This window comes from Streptomyces sp. NPDC047525, from assembly GCF_040643025.1.
GTDB lineage: Bacteria > Actinomycetota > Actinomycetes > Streptomycetales > Streptomycetaceae > Streptomyces > Streptomyces durmitorensis.
Genome location: NZ_JBEYTL010000001.1, coordinates 41,090 through 56,987, shown reverse-complemented (window position 1 = coordinate 56,987; position 15,898 = coordinate 41,090). Strand labels below are relative to the sequence as shown.

Annotated in this window: 11 protein-coding genes; 4 read left to right on the top strand and 7 right to left on the bottom strand. The window is 72.2% G+C overall.

The window, feature by feature from the left end:
• Nucleotides 1-108: 108 nt before the first annotated feature.
• Nucleotides 109-3,168, bottom strand: coding sequence for a LuxR C-terminal-related transcriptional regulator (locus tag ABZ833_RS00235; protein WP_361038916.1), 3,060 nt, complete (start codon nucleotides 3,166-3,168; stop codon nucleotides 109-111).
• Nucleotides 3,169-3,474: 306 nt separating this feature from the next.
• On the opposite strand from ABZ833_RS00235, the gene ABZ833_RS00230 reads away from it, so the two are divergent.
• Nucleotides 3,475-5,232 (top strand): putative Ig domain-containing protein, encoded by a 1,758-nt coding sequence (locus tag ABZ833_RS00230; RefSeq protein WP_361038914.1) that lies wholly within the window; start codon nucleotides 3,475-3,477, stop codon nucleotides 5,230-5,232.
• 57 nt (nucleotides 5,233-5,289) lie between these two features.
• On the opposite strand, the gene ABZ833_RS00225 is transcribed toward ABZ833_RS00230, so the two are convergent.
• The 3 genes from ABZ833_RS00225 to ABZ833_RS00215 all read right to left on the bottom strand — a co-directional run bounded on the left by ABZ833_RS00225 (nucleotide 5,290) and on the right by ABZ833_RS00215 (nucleotide 7,695).
• Nucleotides 5,290-5,715, bottom strand: a complete 426-nt coding sequence (locus tag ABZ833_RS00225) for a hypothetical protein (RefSeq protein WP_361038911.1) — start codon at nucleotides 5,713-5,715, stop codon at nucleotides 5,290-5,292.
• Nucleotides 5,716-5,897: 182 nt separating this feature from the next.
• Nucleotides 5,898-6,359: a polyketide cyclase gene (locus tag ABZ833_RS00220; protein WP_361038908.1), complete on the bottom strand. Its 462-nt coding sequence runs from the start codon at nucleotides 6,357-6,359 to the stop codon at nucleotides 5,898-5,900.
• Nucleotides 6,360-6,402: 43 nt separating this feature from the next.
• Nucleotides 6,403-7,695: an ROK family protein gene (locus tag ABZ833_RS00215; protein WP_361038906.1), complete on the bottom strand. Its 1,293-nt coding sequence runs from the start codon at nucleotides 7,693-7,695 to the stop codon at nucleotides 6,403-6,405.
• Nucleotides 7,696-7,944: 249 nt separating this feature from the next.
• Between ABZ833_RS00215 and ABZ833_RS00210 the strand changes: the two genes are divergently transcribed.
• Both ABZ833_RS00210 and ABZ833_RS00205 read left to right on the top strand, forming a co-directional pair.
• Nucleotides 7,945-9,993, top strand: a complete 2,049-nt coding sequence (locus ABZ833_RS00210; protein WP_361038904.1) for a hypothetical protein — start codon at nucleotides 7,945-7,947, stop codon at nucleotides 9,991-9,993.
• A 56-nt stretch (nucleotides 9,994-10,049) separates the two neighbouring features.
• Nucleotides 10,050-11,858, top strand: coding sequence for an RICIN domain-containing protein (locus tag ABZ833_RS00205; RefSeq protein ID WP_361038902.1), 1,809 nt, complete (start codon nucleotides 10,050-10,052; stop codon nucleotides 11,856-11,858).
• Between the two features lie 21 nt (nucleotides 11,859-11,879).
• On the opposite strand, the gene ABZ833_RS00200 is transcribed toward ABZ833_RS00205, so the two are convergent.
• Entirely contained in the window at nucleotides 11,880-12,539 is a 660-nt protein-coding gene (locus ABZ833_RS00200; protein ID WP_361038899.1) for a DUF4232 domain-containing protein, read from the bottom strand.
• 405 nt (nucleotides 12,540-12,944) lie between these two features.
• Here ABZ833_RS00200 and ABZ833_RS00195 point away from each other — a divergent pair, with 405 nt between their 5' ends.
• Nucleotides 12,945-13,655 carry a GNAT family protein gene (locus ABZ833_RS00195; protein ID WP_361038897.1) on the top strand — a complete coding sequence of 237 codons (711 nt, stop codon included), beginning with the start codon at nucleotides 12,945-12,947 and terminating at the stop codon, nucleotides 13,653-13,655.
• A 1-nt stretch (nucleotide 13,656) separates the two neighbouring features.
• Here ABZ833_RS00195 and ABZ833_RS00190 read toward each other — a convergent pair whose 3' ends face one another.
• On the bottom strand, nucleotides 13,657-14,889 hold the full coding sequence (locus ABZ833_RS00190) for a cytochrome P450 (RefSeq protein ID WP_361038895.1): 1,233 nt from the start codon (nucleotides 14,887-14,889) through the stop codon (nucleotides 13,657-13,659).
• Nucleotides 14,890-15,013: 124 nt separating this feature from the next.
• Nucleotides 15,014-15,898 carry an aldo/keto reductase gene (locus tag ABZ833_RS00185; protein WP_361038893.1) on the bottom strand — a complete coding sequence of 295 codons (885 nt, stop codon included), beginning with the start codon at nucleotides 15,896-15,898 and terminating at the stop codon, nucleotides 15,014-15,016.

The following is a 15,898-nucleotide window of genomic DNA, read 5'->3' as shown; positions in this document are numbered from 1 at the left end:
GCGACACCTCCGGGGCAGCCGTGCTCCGTTGCACTGGACCGGCTGATCGAATCACAGAAGCCTTCAACTCTGCCGCCCCGGTCGCCCGCCCAGGGGCGGCGCCTCGGGCTACGGGGTGAGTGCGGCGGCGAGTTGTGTCCGGGAGCGGATGCCCAGCTTGCGGTAGATGCGGCTCAGCACGGTCTCCACGGTCTTGACCGAGATGAACATCTGCTGGGCCGCTTCCTGGTTGGTCGCGCCGGTGCGCACGAGCTCGGCCAGGCGTACCTCGTGTGCGGTCAGGCGCCGCCCCTGCGGCCCCGCCGAGCCGCCGGGCGCGGATGCTTGGCCCGTCAGGTGGGCCAGATGGTCGTTCGCGAGCGCTGTCCAGGGCCGCGCCTCGGCGTCTTCGAAGAGCGTGCGGGCTCTCTCCCACGCGGTGCGCGCGGCGGCGGCACGCCGGCGGCGGCGCTCGACACGGCCGCGCAGCAGCTCGGTGCGGCCCTCCTCGACCGGCAGGCCGAGCCCGGCGAAGACGCATGCCGTGTCCGCCAGAAGCTCCGCGGCCTCTTCCCCTGAGCCGTCGAGGTAGCGGCAGAGCGCGCGGGCCCGGGTGAGCGTGGCCCGCAGAGCGGCGTGTGCGGGGTGCGGGCCCACCCGCTCCTGCATCCGCTCCAGCAGTCCGCGGGCCTCGGCCATGCGCCCGCAGAGCGCGAACGCCTCCACCGCGTCGCCCTGCCAGCGCAGTACGCCCGGATCGGCCGCCCCGGAGCGGGACTCGAGCTCCGCGACCTCCGCCAGCGTCGCGGCGGCCCTCTCGACCCGGCCGGTGTGCAGGAGGGCGGCGCCCAGGGCCCACAGGCCGCGTGTCGTGTGGAGTGCGTCCTGCTCCTCGCGGGAGGCGCGCACACCATGCGTGGCGTGACGAAGTGCGTGGGCGAAACTGCCGCCGCAGGTCTCGGCCGTGGCGGCGGTGTACCAGGCGGGGCCGGGGGACAGACCGGCGGCCGCGGTGAGGTCGACGGCGCGGGCCGACCAGTGCAGGGCCTGGCCGCACGCACCGCGTCCCGCGTCGACCTCGGCGAGGCTGCGCCACAGGTCCACCAGGTCCTCGGGCTCCCCGCACTCCTGGGCCGCGGGCAGCAGTTGGAGCAGGAGAGCGCGGGCCTCGGGCAGGCGGGCGTCGAACACCGCGTGGCGGGCGGCGAGGTACTGCGGGCTGTTGCGGATCCCCAGCAGAGTCGGCGGCACGGCAAGCGAGAGGGCGCGGTCCAACGTGGCCGCGGCGGTGTCGAGACGGCCAAGGACGCGCTGCATGCGGGCGGTCATCGTCAGCGCGGCAGCCTCCAGGGGCACGGCGCGAGCCGCTTCGGCCAGGGTGGTGGCGGCCTCTGCGTGGTGCAGGGCACGGGCGAAGTCCTCGCCGGAGATGTTCGCCTGCACCGCGGTGCGCAGCTCGACCGCGGCGAGCAGTGCGGGGTCCTCGGCGGCGGTCCTGCGCGCGGTGGCGAGCAACGGCCGTGTACCGGCGGTGTCCTGGCCATGTGCGTCGACGACGGCGAGCAAAGCGTGGACCTGTTGCGCGGGAGTGCCGTGCTCGGCCACGATCCGGTCCGCCGCCAGCCGGGTCAGGGCTGCCGAGCCGGCGGCCGCGGCTTCCTGCGCGGCCTCGGCGAGCCGTTCAACACGCAGGCGGGACCGGTCGGCCGGGGTGAGGCGGGCCGCGAGGAACAACAGCTCGGCCGCGCGCAGGCGTTCGCCCGCCGCGCGGGCCGCGGCGGCCGCGTGCGCGGTGTCACCGGCGACGGCCAGGTCCGGGGATTCCTGGGCCAGCGCGGTGTGCAGGGCGGGCGCGACGGGGCCGTGGGAGCAGGCGGCGAGGGCGAGGTGGATCGCGGTGCGCCGCTCCCGGGCCACCGTGGCGGCCGCGGCGTCGGACAGGGCCGTCGCGGTGAATCGGTGCGACGGGGCCACACCGGCCGGGGCGGATCCCGTGACGCCGTCCGCGGTGACGAGACCGGCGTCGACGGCATGGGCGAGATGGTCCTCGGCGTCGCGGCGCCCACCGCCCCGCAGCAGCTCCGCGTCGCACCTGCCCGCGAGCGCCGCGACCTGGAGCGTGGCGCGGACGTCGGCAGGGACGGAGGCGAGCCACGTGGCGGCGAGGTCGCGCACCTGCCGCGGCGGTTCGGGCGGCCCGGTGCAGCCGTCCGCGTCACCGGACCGCGCGGCGGAGGGGTGGAACCGGACCCAGGCGTCGAGCAGTCCCCGGTGGCCCCCGCAGTAGCGGTGAACGGGCGCAGCCCAGCGCGCGGGCAGCCCAAGGCGCGCGCAGGCGGCGGCCGTCTCGGTGAGATCGGCGGGAGGCACGGGCAGCACCGCCGGGTGCTCGCCGAGCAGCGCGGCCGCGGCGGCGGGGTGGCCACTGGTGCGTTCGGCTGCCACGGCGGTCAGCTGCGCGGGGCCAAAGGTGCGGACGGCGTAGCCGATCAGGTCCGCGCTGGCCGGGTCGAGCCACTGCGCGCCGTCGATCAGGAGCAGGATCGGAGGCCCTTCGGTGAGCAGCCGTATCAGGGCCACGCGCAGCCTCAGCGGGTCGTCGGCGGCGCCCGAGAGCCAGGCGGTGCCCCACGCGCTGCCCCGCGCAACGGCCTCTGCCTCTAAGGCTGATGGCGTCGGCGCGGGCTGCGCGGGCTGCGCGGGCTGCGCGGGCTGCGCGGGTGCCACGGCACAGGGGAGCAGTACGGCCGCGGCGGACTCCGAGGACGCAGCGGACTCCGAGGAGGACGAGTGAGGAGACGGCTCCGAGGACGCCGCAGGGGATCGGGGAGGGGCGACGACCTCGCCTGCACGGTCAGCGCCGTGCCCAGGGCCCTGCGGGCCACAGCAATCCGTGCCCACACCCTGCATCCGGGCCGCGCTGAGCAGTTGGACCAGCGCGCCGTAGCGGACCCCGGCCTCGCCTGCCTGCGTGCACACCCGCAGGCAGCGCCGCTCCACCCCGGTGCCCTGCACAGTCGAAGACTGCTCGGCCAGCGCGTCCAGCAGGGTGGTCTTGCCCGCGCCCCACGGACCGCTGACCGCCAACCGGCCGTGGCGCTCCAACAGCGCCGCGGCATCGCGGACCACGGCGGCCCAGCCGTCCTTCGCCGCCCACGCCTCGCCGTCCACGCCCGTACGTCCTCGCACACCGGGCACCGTAGGCGCCCGCCTGTCCTCCCACAACGCCCGTGCACGGTCCGCGTACCGGACGAGGGACATCCCTGACACGCCCGCATTCCCGCCGAGGGATGCGTAGCCGGGGCCCCGGGGGCTGTCCGGTTTCCGGGACGTACGCGACAGGGGGCTTCCCGGATACCGCCGACGCCCCGGCACCAGGACGCTGTGGCCGTCCCGGGCGGCACGCCCTCCGGTCTGCCCACACCCACCCCGGACGCACCACGTCGCTGCTGATGCCCCGTCACCGGCGACGCCTCCCGGAAAGGAACAACCCCCATGCGAACCCTCTCCCAACGGCCGCTCCTGGCAGGCCTCGTGGCCGCAGCGGCCCTCGCCGGCCTCGCCGCCCTGCCCGCCCATGCGGGCACCCCCGCTGATCCTTCCCCCGGAACGACGGCCGAGCCGCGACTGCCGGACGAGCTCCGCGCCGCCCTGGCGCGGGACCTCGGAGTGAGCCCCGCGGGGGTGGCCGAGCGCCTGGCCGACGAATCCCGTGCGCAGCGCGCGGCGACCGTGCTCCGCGGCGAGGTCGGCGACCGGGCCACCGCTCTCTGGTTCGACGCGGCCGACGGGCGTCTCCACGCCGCCGTCACCACACCCCGGGCAGCCGACGTTGCGCGGGCCGCCGGAGCGGTGCCGCACGAAGCACGCCGTACACGCGCCGAGTTGGAGGCGGCGGCGCAGGCCGTCGGCGCGTGGAGCCGGGGGGTGCCCGGCGTGCGCTCGTGGGGTCCGGACGCCCGCGCGGGACGGGTCGACGTGGTCGTCGACCCCGCCGCGTCGACCGCGTCGACGAAGGCTCTGCGGACCAGGCTCGCCTCCCTCGGCGGTCTGATACGGGTGGTCGAGTCCCGCGACGTACCCCGCCAGCAGGGCGGCGATGTGGTGGGCGGTGAGAAGTGGACCCCCGGCAGCGAATCGCCCTGTTCGATCGGCTTTCCCGTGACGCGCACTAGTGGAGCCGGCAAGGCGTTCCTCACCGCCGGGCACTGCACGAACGACGTCAGCCAGCCCGCATACGGCAAGGACGGCACGCGCGTCGGCACGTCGAACAAGAACGGCACCGGGTCGGTCAACGCCCGCGAGGGCGACATGGGCATCGTCGATGTCGACCAGGCGGGCTGGTCGCTGGCGCCCAAGGTGGCGGGCTGGGGCGAGGGGGACGTCGCCGTGACGGGCTCCGCCGAAGCGGTCGTGGGAACGGCCGTGTGCCACTCGGGTCAGACGACCGGATACCGATGCGGTGAGGTCACCAAGGTCGACCAGAGCGTCGACTACGGCAACGTGGTGATCGACGGGCTGTCCTACTCCAGTGCCTGTTCCGCGGGGGGTGACTCGGGCGGCAGCTACGTCACGCCGGCCGGGGGCCGGGCCGTGGGTCTGCACTCGGGCGGCGGCAGCGCGACGTGCAGCGGCGGAAGCGGCGAGAAGTACACCATCTTCCAGCCGGTCAACGAAGCCCTCGCCAAGTTCGGTGCCCAGCTGGCGACTTCGAACCCCCAGCCCGGCGAGGTGACGGTCTCGGCGGTGTCCGCGCAGACCACCGCCACCGGCGGCCGGGTGGAGCTGCGCAACAGCGCGGAGGGCGGCACGGCCCCCTACACATGGACCGCGACCGGCCTGCCCGCGGGGCTGTCCCTCGACGCGTCCACCGGCACCGTCTCGGGCAGTCCGACGGCCGCCGGTACGCACCAGGTGACGCTGACCGCGACGGACACGGTCGGCAAGAAGGGGTCCACGTCGTTCGCGTGGACGGTGACGGCCCCCGGCTCAGGCGCACCGAAGCTCGCCGATCCCGGCAGCCAGAACGGCTACGTGGGGCGCCTGGTGAGCGTGCCGCTGAAGGCGACCGGCGGCACGGCCCCCTACACCTTCACCGCGACAAACCTGCCCGCAGGACTGGCTGTTCACCCGACCACAGGCCTGATCTCGGGCACCCCGACGAGCTGGGGATTCCGCAACGCGACGATGACCGTCACCGATGCGACGGGCAGGAAGGCCTCCGTCGCCGTCACCTTCACGATCTGGTCCTGACCAGGTGAACCGCCGCCCCCGGGCCACGCTTTCCGGGGGCGGCGGCCTCCGGGCCCCTCAGGCGCCCTCGAGCACCTCTTCGCCGGGCCCGCATTCGGGGCCCCACTTCAGGGACGTCACGGTGTACCCGTAGCTGTTCGTCGGCTTGAGCTCGACCTTGTACTGGCCGCCCGACCCGTTCGAAGTCGCGTAGTGCAGGCAGCCCTTGTACTTGTGTGCCTTGCCCGTGGTGGGCGAGTACTTCTCTGCGGTGAAGCGGATGTGGTCCACATCCACGTCCTGTGTCCCGTTGTTGACGATCCGAGCGCTGAACTTCCTGCCGCTCCAGTTCCCCTCCGTGGGGAAAGAGGGGGAGGACGAAGGGTTGTCGTACAGGCACACATGGCCGGGCTTGCACCCGTAGGCGGACGGATAGATGGCGGCCGACGCGGTGCCGGTGGAGGCGACCGCGGCGAACAGTGCGAAGGTGGCGCTTGTGGCCACGAGACTGGCCGTACGACGCATGCGCATGGTGTGGGTGAACCTTCCCCGTTGGATGCGGCGGGCCGTCTGCCCGCCCGTTGAACGGGCCCTAACGTAGGGACACTTCGCTGTCGGGACCTCCTGGAAAGTCAGAGGTTGACAGCCCGGCCGAGCAGGGACGAACGAGCACGGCGTGGCCGTCGCTACTCCACGTTCCGCGCCAGAATCCCGAGGGTCGCGCGAAGGCCCGCCTCAGGGATGACGGGAAAGATGCCCGCGTCCCGGTACCGTTCCTCGATCTCGCTCCAGTCGTAGTACGAGGTGGCCAGAGTGCCGCCCTCGTGGGCCTTGAGCCGGTAGCCGTAGAGGTGCCGGATGGGAGGCTGCACCTGGCCGGAGATCGTCCATTCGATCAGGGCGTCCTGCTCGAACTTCGTGATGATCACGGTGACGTCGTACTTGCCCAACGGATAGTCGTTCAGCGCCTCGCGGTCCATGTGGACGACGAATTCGTCGCCGGTACCGCGCACAGGCTCTCCCTCGGCGGACTGCAACATTCCTGAACTGTCGATCGCCACATGCCCGGCCGGGTCGCACAACAACGCGAAGATCTTCGCCGGGGACGCGGCAATCTGACGCTGCACTTCGAATCGCTCTGTCGTCATGGGGGCCACCCTCGCACGATCACGGAAGCGGGGGAGTGGCCGCCTAAGACCCCGTGCGCCCGTCCGTCACGGAAGTGGTCGTTCCGCTCGGGTCCTGGTAGACCCGGTCGATGGACAGGTAGGCGCCGCCGCGTGCCGCAGCGCTGAAGCCCAAGGACGACAGCATGATCTCGCAGCCGCCGGCCTCGGGGGCCATGACCCGGGCGGCGAACTCATCGCGTACGCGGTCGATCAGGTAGTCGCCGAAGTGCGTGAAGTAGCCGCCCAGGACGACGGCCCGGGGGTTGAGCACATCGGCCAGCAGCGCCACTCCCAGTGCCAGGCCGTCGGCGATCTCTTCCAGTGCGGCGAGGGTGGCGGCGTCGCCCGTGTCGGCCCGGCGGCGCAGCTCCGTCAGTCGTTGTTCCAGGTCGACGGTGGGGTCGTGAACCGGGTCGTGCGGCGGCGCTGCCCGGCGGAGCAGGGCCGTCAGACCGACCATGGTCTCCCAGCAGCCGACCCGGCCGCAGACGCAGGGCAGTCCGCCCGGGTCCAGGGGCATGTGGCCGATCTCGCCGGCGAATCCGGCCGAACCCTGCAGCAGTCGGCCGTCGGAGATGATGCCGCCGCCGACGCCCGTCTCGCCGGTCACGTAGATCAGGTCGTGGATGTCGGCCGAAGCGGCGAGGAGATACTCGGCGATGGCGCCCAGCTTGGCGTCGTTCTCCAGATCGATCGGCGGTGCTCCGGGACCGAGCCGGGCGCGCAGCCCTTCGGCGACGTCGATGTCCTGCCAGCCGATGTTGGGGGCGTAGGAGACCACGCCGGAACCGGTCTTGATCACGCCGGGGGCCGCGACGGTCACCGCCACCGGGGTCACGCCCCGCGCGTGCAGGGTCGCCATCGTCTCGCCGATGGCCTGGGCCATCCGGTCGAGAACGGCGGCTGGGTCGCTGCCGCGGGTGTCCAGGGGGACGCGATGACGGGCGGTGACCTCGCCGCGCAGGTCGAGGGCGACCAGGCTCAGGTAGGCGACGTTGATCTCGACGCCGATGCCGCAGACGCCGCGGCCGTCGATCTCCACGGTGCGGCTGGGGCGGCCGACGGAGCCATGGCGCTCGGTCTCCCCTTCGCGCACCAGGCCGCTCTCCATCAGCTCCGCGACCAGGTTGGTGATGGTGGCCTTGGGCAGGCCGGTGTCGGCGGCGATCTGGGTGCGGGGACGTGGTCCGGCGTCGCGCAGCAGGCGCAGCACCAGGCTGAGGTTGGACCGGCGCAGGGAGGCGCGATCGCCGGCCCGCGATGGTCCCGCCCTGCCCAAGTCGCGTACGCCCGTGCCGCGTAGGTCTGCCTTCACCAGGTCCGCTCCTTGTCCGTGCTGATCGTCGCGTATCGCGGTGCCCGCCAAATTACGTGGTGGCCGGGGTGTGGGGGAGGAGGGGGCGGAGTTCCGGGCCGGAGAACTTGTCGTGAACCTGTTGACGAGCCTCTACTTATTTTGGATCCTAGCCGAACTAATTATGACCGACGCGCGACAGAGGTACGACCGAGGCACGACTGACGTACGCCTGAGGGAGCGTCAGGCCTCGGCGAGGGAGCCGCACACATGGACATCGGCACGGAGCATCACCCGACGGTGCCTCGGCCCACCCGGCGGGCGCGCTATCACCTGAGGTTCCAACTGCGCCCCGGCGACGACCTTGCGGACCGCGCCCGCGCACTGGCCAAGGTGTGCGGCGAGAACGGCGTCGAGGAGGTGGTCCTGCTGCTCGGAGCCGAGCAGCAGCACACCGGGCACCTCGCCGGAGCGGACGAGGCGCGCTGGTTCGCGGCTGCGGGCGAGGCCCGTGACGTGCTCGGCGCCGCCGGCCTGGACGTCAGCCTCAACCCCTGGGTCACCGTCGGCCACGCGGACCGGGGCCGCGTCGGCGCGCTCGGGTTCGCCCCCATGGCCTCGCCCACCGGGCGCCACGCCACCGCCCAGGCGTCCTTCGCCTGCCCCCTCTGGCGCCGCTGGCTCTACGCGCACTACGGACTCTTCGCCGAACTGGGCTTCCGCGTGCTGTGGGTCGAGGACGACTTCCGCTTCCACAACCATGCCCCGCTCGACTGGGGCGGCGGCTTCGAACCGCTCATGCTGGAGCGGTTGGCCGCACTCGTGGGCGAGCCGGTCGGCCGGGAGCAGGTGGTCGCGGCCGTCACCGCGCCCGGCCCGCCCCACCCCTGGCGCGCCCTGCTGCAACAGGTGTGGCGCAAGGCCCAGCTCGAGGTCGCCGAGGGCCTGGCCGAGGTGGTGAGGCAGCGCTCCGGCGGCCGCTCGCACCTGGGGCTGATGAGTTCGCTGCCCGCGATGCACTCCGTGGAGGGCCGCGACTGGGAGGCGCTGTTCGGCGCCCTGTCCGTGGGGAACAAGGTGACCCACCGGCCGCACTTCGCCCCGTACTCCGACACCCCTGCCCGCGGCCTCGCCTCCGCACTCTGGTCCCTGGAGGCACAGCGCACCCTCCGCCCGCGCCACGCGGCCTGCGAGCCGGAGATCGAGAACTGGCCGCACACCGCATGGTCGAAGTCGGACACCCAGACCTGGTCGGAGATGGTGACCGCCCAACTCCTCGGAGCCGACGCGCTGCTCCTGAACCTCCACCCCACCCACGCCGAGCGCGCGGAGAACTTCCCGCGCGTCGACCGGCTGCTGCGCCGCTCCCGGCCGGCCCTCGACTGGCTGGCCGCACGCCACACGGACGATGAGGTCCCGCTCGGCGTAGGACTGCCCTGGCGGCAGGACACCGCCGCGCGGCTGCCCACCGAGACGGGCCGGATGCAGGAACTGGTGGCGGACCCCGCGCAGACCGCGGAGTTCCTGCTCGGCTACGGGGTCCCTGTCACCTCGCGACCGGCCCCGGTCCAGGCCCTGTTCGGCAGCCTGGTGCACACCATCGACGACGCCGAGATACGCGAACTGCTCCACGGCGGGCTGCTGTTGGACGGCGTGGCCGCACACGCCCTGACCCGGCGGGGTTTCACCGACCTCCTGGGTCTGCGGGCGAGCGAGCTGATCGGCCGCGAAGAGCGGGCGCTGCCCGGCCCGTACGCGGTCGAACAGATCACGGGTGAGTACGGAACGGACGGCGGGGCGCTCTTGAGCGTCGACGTCCAGCCTGCGCTGGCCCGCATCGAACCGCTGCCCGGTGCCCACGTCGTCACCCGGATCCAGACGCCCGACGGCCGCCCCTGGGGCGCGGGCCGCTGCCACTTCGTCAACGCCCTGGGCGGGCGCGTGGCGGTCCTGCCCGCGACGGTGCCGGCCGCCCTGGCCCGCAGCGACGAAGGCCGAAGCCTCCTCCACGCGACGATCCGCTTCCTGGAGGGCGAGCAGCCCCAACTCCCGTTGGTGAGCGGCGCCCCGCACCTGATCCCGTACGCGACGCGCTCCGGCGACGGCCACCGGCTCGCGGTGGCCAACGGCAGCGCGGACCCGGCCCACCCCCGCATCCACCTGCCGGGGGCCGGCCACGACGTGCGGTCCACCCTGCTCGCACCGCTGGCCGAGCCCGCCGATGCCGCCACCGAAGCGGCCGACCCTGAGGCGGCCGGTACCGCCCTTGAGCTGGGGACCCCGCTGCCGCACCGCGGCTGGGCGGTCTTCGCATGGTGAACCACCGCCCCGCGGGCACGCCGCCCGCGAGGTGTCCGGCCCCGAGAGGAGTACCCGTGTCACTCCGTTCCCGAGCAAGAACCCTCGCCGCCCTCGCGGCGGGCGCCGCTGTCCTGCTCAGCGCGGCAGCCCCCGCACCGGCATCCCCTGACGCCCCCACGTACCAGGTCGCCGTCGGGCAGAAGGGCGCGTGGACCCACCCCGACGACACACCCGCCGCCACCTACATCGACAAGGACGGGACGTTCCACTACCAGTCCGCCCACGCCCTGTACGGCGCCGACGACCCGCGCAAGTGGACGTTCTACACGGGCAAGGACTTCGACTCCGCTACCCGTGACGCCGAGCTGAGCGACGCGGTCAACCCTGCCAACGCCAAGGACCGCAACAACGACACCACTTGGCGGTGCAACAACAGCCCCACCGGCCGCGAGGCCACCCAGGCCCAGGACACCTCGCACTATGCGCAGCAGAACTACTGCGACCTCATGGGCGTGTGGGTCGACCCGGACACCGGCCATTGGTACGGCCTGGTCCACAACGAATTCACCCCGCAGCCCTTCGGTGACGGCCTGCACTACGACGCGATCGACTACGCCGTCTCCAAGGACCAGGGCAAGACCTGGGACATCAAGGACCACGTCCTCACCTCGCCCTACAGCACGAAGCGAGGCGACAACAAGGCCTTCCCGCACGACACTTACCACTACGGGAATGGAGACGCGCGCCTGTTCGTGGACACCGCGTCCGGCTACTTCTACGTCTACTACAACTCCCGCGTCATCCCCAAGGGCGGCGTCCCCGGCGGGTGGACGGACGGCAGCCGGGCCCACGTGGCCCGCGCTCCCATGTCCGCCAAGCTGGCACCCGGCTCCTGGAAGAAGTGGTACGACGGCGCCTGGTCGCAGCCCGGTGTCGGCGGCCTGGAGAGCAACATGGAACCGGTCGGCGCCGACAACTCCACGGGCTACACCCCCGTGGAGCACGACTACGACCCGTCCAACGAAGGCTCCGTGCAGGAACAGCAGGCCGCCGGTGAACTGCCCGCCAAGTCCGACCTGTTGACGATGAACATCGCCTACGACGCCTACCTGGGCAAGTACATAGGCCAGCCCGAGGCCATCGTCCAGGACAGCACCCAACCGCAGCGCTTCTACGCCACCGACGACCTCTCCACCCAGAAGTGGGAGCTGATCGGAGACACCGGTGACTACCGCTCAGGGTCCTGGTACCGCTGGATGCTGGACTCGGTGAACAAGACCGGATCCACCATCGTCGGCAAGAAGTTCCGCAGCTACTGCTCGTTCTCGTGCTCGGGCGGTGCCGACGGCGAGTACTACGACACCACCATCGGGACCAGCAGCCCGGCCGCCCCCGTCGACACGGGCTCCGCCCACACCATCAGCAGCGGCGCGGGCCGCTTCCTCGCCCAGTCCGCCAACGGCAGCGGCACGACCTCACGGCCCTCCGGCGAGGACTCCACACGCGGGCACTGGGTCTTCACCTCCAACGCCGACGGCTCGTACCGCATCGCCAACGCCGCCACCGGCCGGCTCCTGGGCGTCGACTCCACCAGCAAGGACGGCCGCGCCTGGGGCGCCGAGCCGACCGTGACCTCGGCACCCAAGGCCGGACCCACCGTCGGCCAGCAGTGGTTCGTCGTCCCCGGCCGGGACGCCGACGGACGCGCCACGGACACCGTGCGCCTGGTCAACCGCTACAGCGGACTGGTCATCGGCCTGTCGGACACCGAGGGCAGGCTGGCCGAGACGACACCGACCCGCGCCTGGACCGACACCACCGGCGGCATCGGCGGCGCGAGGACCGCGGCCGAGCAGACGCTGGACCTCAAGCCCGTGGATTGAGCCGGCTCCGGGGCGTTCGGGTCAGTTCGCCCCGCCCTGGCCGGCGCTGCCGATCGGGAAGACCTTGACCGGGGAGCCGGAGCCGTCGGTGACGGGCAGGGTGGCGGCGCCCGGCCATTCGAGGGAGTACGACTTCGTCTCGCCGGGCGGGGTCACGACCAGGCCGGTGACGCCGACGCCGGAGCCGCCCGAGTCGTTGACTGGGTAACTGACGGTGAACGAGACGGACTTGCCGTCCTTGAGGGTCATCGGGCTGGCTCCCTGACCACTGCGCTCGGCGGACAGTTCCCCCTCGCTGGTCTTCAGGTCGACGCCCGCGAAACCGGAGAGGATGCAGTCACGGCCGCCGCCGTTCTGGAACGTCACCGCGACCGAGCCGTCGGTGTCGCCGTCGATGGTGCTGTCCGTCGCGGTGATGTCCAGATCGTCGGTGCGGCACTTGCCTGTCTTGCTGTCCGCGTCGGAGCCGCTCCCGGCGGCCGTACCCTGCCCGCCGGAGTCCTTCGCGCTGTCCTGCCCCGCATCGCCCGAGCCCGCATCGCCCGAGTCGGAGCCGCCCGAAGAAGACTCGGTGGACGCGGACGACGGGTCGCTCTGTGCCGTGTCGTCGCCGTTGCAGGCCGTCAGCGAGAGACTCGCGGCAACGGCAAGGGCGGCGAAGGTGAGCTTGTGAACGCGCATCGTTTCTTCCTCAGTATCAGTTGGGGGGTGCGGTGCCATGTGGTGCGGGCTGCTCGGTACGCGTGGGTACGAGCGAGCATTTCTGATCACCAGGACCGCACAAGACCGATCAGGCGTTCCCCCCAACTCCCCCCTAAGACATTCCTGTTACATGCACGGACCGTCACCGCGGCCGCCATCACCGGTCACACCCCGCCGCCACCAGCCTCCCGCCACCATGGCGCACCAGTTCGAGGCCACCGCCCGTTGGGACAGACCCGTGACCCGGGACATCTTGACCCCAGCCGTCTCGGTGCCGTGCCCAGCCGCGGTCGGCTTCGAGGTGGGGGCGTGGCTGGGGGGCCCGCAGGCCGGTGTGGCTTCCCGGTCGTAGCGTGGCCGGAGAACAAACATTTTGGAGATCTGGTGACACCACGCCTGAACGCATTCGACCAGCCCGTCGGCGAGCCCCTGCCTGACTGGGCACCTCGTCCGGCCCCCGCGAGGGTCGACCTGGACGGCGCGTACTGCCGCCTTGAGCCGCTTGACGCCGGGCGGCATGCGGACGACCTCTACGCGGCGTACGCGACCGGGACCGACGGCCGGAACTGGACCTATCTGCCCGACGAGCCCTTCGACACCGCCGACGGATACCGCCGCTGGGCCGAGGCCGCGGCCCGCAGCGCCGATCCGCTGCACTACGCGGTGATCGACCGCAGGACGGACAAGGCGGTGGGCACCATGGCGCTGATGCGGCACGACCCGGCCAACGGCGTCGTCGAGGTCGGCTACGTGGTGTTCTCGCCGCTGCTGCAGCGCACGCCGGTCTCGACGGAGGCGCAGTACCTCCTGATGGCCTACGCCTTCGACGTGCTCGGCTACCGCCGCTACGAGTGGAAGTGCGACGCCCTCAACGCGCCGTCGCGCAAGGCGGCCGAGCGTCTCGGCTTCACCTTCGAGGGCGTGTTCCGCCAGGCGGTCGTGTACAAGGGGCGCAACCGCGACACGGCCTGGTACTCGATCGTCGACGGTGAATGGCCGCTGCTGCGCAAGGCGTTCCGTGCCTGGCTGGCCCCGGAGAACTTCCTCGATGACGGTCGGCAACGGCGCTCACTCGGCGGGATCCTCAGCGGTTGAGTCAGTTGTCGGTGGCCGGGCGGAGGATGACCGGAAGTTCCCGGTGCCCGTTGGAGATGAATGACTCCGCGGGGCGCAGCGTGGATTCGGGGACGGCGAGGGCGAGGTCCGGGAAACGGGTGAACAGCGCCCGGAGCGCGGTCTCGGCCTCCATCCGGGCCAGGGCGGCGCCGAGGCAGACGTGGACGCCGTGGCCGAAGGCGAGATGGGTCTTGCCGGCGCGGGTCACGTTGAAGGAGCCGGCGCTCGGGCCGTGGAGGTCGGGGTGACGGCCTGCTGCGGCGTAGGAGGCGAGGATCGCATCGCCCTGATGGATCGTCAGTCCCTGCGCCAGCGCGATGTCCTCGACCGCGAACCGCATCGGCAGGTGCGCGACGGGTGCCTCGTAGCGCAGTGTCTCTTCGACGACGTCGGACCACGCACTCTTGCCCTCGCGCACCAGGGCGAGCTGTTCGGGATGGGTGAGCAGCGCGGCGATGGCCTGGTCCAGCAGGTTGACGGTGGTCTCGTAGCCCGCGCTGATCACGAGGAGGAGGGTGTCGAGCAGCTCCTGCTCGGTCAGCGCGGAGCCGTCGTCGTCCCGGGTGGCGATGAGCACGGAGGTCATGTCCGCACCGGGATCGGCGCGCTTGGCCGCGACGAGGTCGGCCAGGATCGCGTACAGCTCCTGGGTGTTCGCGGCGGCTTGGCCGGGGCTGAGTGTGGTGTCGAAGACGCCGTCGACGGTACGGCGGAAGCTGCGCTGGGAGTGGTCGGGAAGCCCCATGAGTTCGCTGATGACCCGGATCGGAAGCGGGTAGGCGAACCGCTCGCGCAGGTCGGTGGGTTCTCCCGAAGGAAGGGCGGCGAGCTCCTCGACCAGGGTGTGCGAGATCTCCTCGATGCGCGGCTGCAGCGCGGCGATACGGCGCGAGGTGAAGGCCGGGCTGACCAGACGCCGCAGCCGCCGGTGGTCGCCGCCGAAGGCGGTGAACATGTTGTCGACGGCCACCCACAGCGCCAGGGGCCAGATGCCGACGATCTTGTCGGGGAACAGCGGCCAGTGCCGCCGAGGATCCTTGGAGACCCGCGGATCGGTGAGGAGTTGCTTGAGCAGAGCCGGGTCGGTCACCGCCCACGCTTCGACACCCAGGACGTCGACACGGGCGGCCGGACCGCGCGAGCGCAGCTCGGCGTCCTCGGCGTGCCGGTCGCTCCCGGCGGCGTCCAGGACAAGTATCGGTGGCCGGTGCATGCGAGAGCTCCTCAAGGCAGGGGAGTGGGCTGCGTCCAGGACAGCACGTCCGGCTGTCGTGCGGTGGCCGTCTGCACAATCAGGCGCGACCGCAAGGGGGCGGCCGGTCGGACTGCCGGTCGTTTCAACTCGGCAGCGCGCCGTCAAGTTCCGCCAACTCGGCCGAGCTCAGCCTGAGTTCGGTGGCCCGGGCCGAGTCCTGGATGGACGCCGGGCGGCTGGCTCCCGGTACCGGGATCATGGCCGGGGAGCGGGTGAGCAGCCATGCCAGGGCGATCTGTTGCGGGCTGACTCCGTGCCCGGCCGCGACATGGTGGAAGGCGGTGCCCGCGGAGGTCGGGCCTGACGGACCGTCGAGGGAGCTGCGGGCGATGCCGCCCAGTGGACTCCAGGGCAGGAAGGCAAGGCCCAGCTCCGCGCTCAGCCGCAGTTCGGGCTCGCTGTCGCGCACGGCGGGGGAGTACTGGTTCTGGACGGAGACGAGCCGGTCGCCGAGGATCGCGTGCGCCTCGCGGATCTGGCCGGTGTTCACGTTGGAGATCCCGGCGGCGCGGATCGTGCCCGCGTCCAGGAGTTCGAGCAGCGCGCCGACGGAGTCGGCCCAGGGCACCGCCGGATCCGGCTTGTGCAGCTGGTAGAGACCGATGGCCTCGACACCCAGCCGCTTCACGGATGCCTCGGCGGCGCGCCTGAGGTGTCCGGGGGTGCCGGTGACCGTCCAGCTGCCGTCGCCGGGCCGGCCGCGGCCGCCCTTGGTGGCGACGAGGACGCCGGAGGTGTCGCTGCCGTAGCGGGCCAGGGCGCGGGCGATGAGGAGCTCGTTGTGGCCGCTCTCGCCGGCGTGCCAGTGGTAACTGTCCGCGGTGTCGATGAGCGTGACGCCCGCGTCGAGGGCGGCGTGGAGGGTGGCGACGGCCCGCTCCTCGTCCGGTCGCTCCTCGATGGACAGCGGCATGGCACCCAGGCCGATGGCACTGACGGTCGTGTTCCCGATACTGCGGTACTGCAT

Coding starts and splice junctions, on each gene's coding strand:
- ABZ833_RS00230 (WP_361038914.1), top strand. CDS start 3,475: ATGCGAACCCTCTCCCAACGGCCGCTCCTGGCAGGCCTCGTGGCCGCA.
- ABZ833_RS00185 (WP_361038893.1), bottom strand. CDS start 15,898: ATGCAGTACCGCAGTATCGGGAACACGACCGTCAGTGCCATCGGCCTG.
- ABZ833_RS00200 (WP_361038899.1), bottom strand. CDS start 12,539: ATGCGCGTTCACAAGCTCACCTTCGCCGCCCTTGCCGTTGCCGCGAGT.
- ABZ833_RS00210 (WP_361038904.1), top strand. CDS start 7,945: ATGGACATCGGCACGGAGCATCACCCGACGGTGCCTCGGCCCACCCGG.
- ABZ833_RS00190 (WP_361038895.1), bottom strand. CDS start 14,889: ATGCACCGGCCACCGATACTTGTCCTGGACGCCGCCGGGAGCGACCGG.
- ABZ833_RS00220 (WP_361038908.1), bottom strand. CDS start 6,359: ATGACGACAGAGCGATTCGAAGTGCAGCGTCAGATTGCCGCGTCCCCG.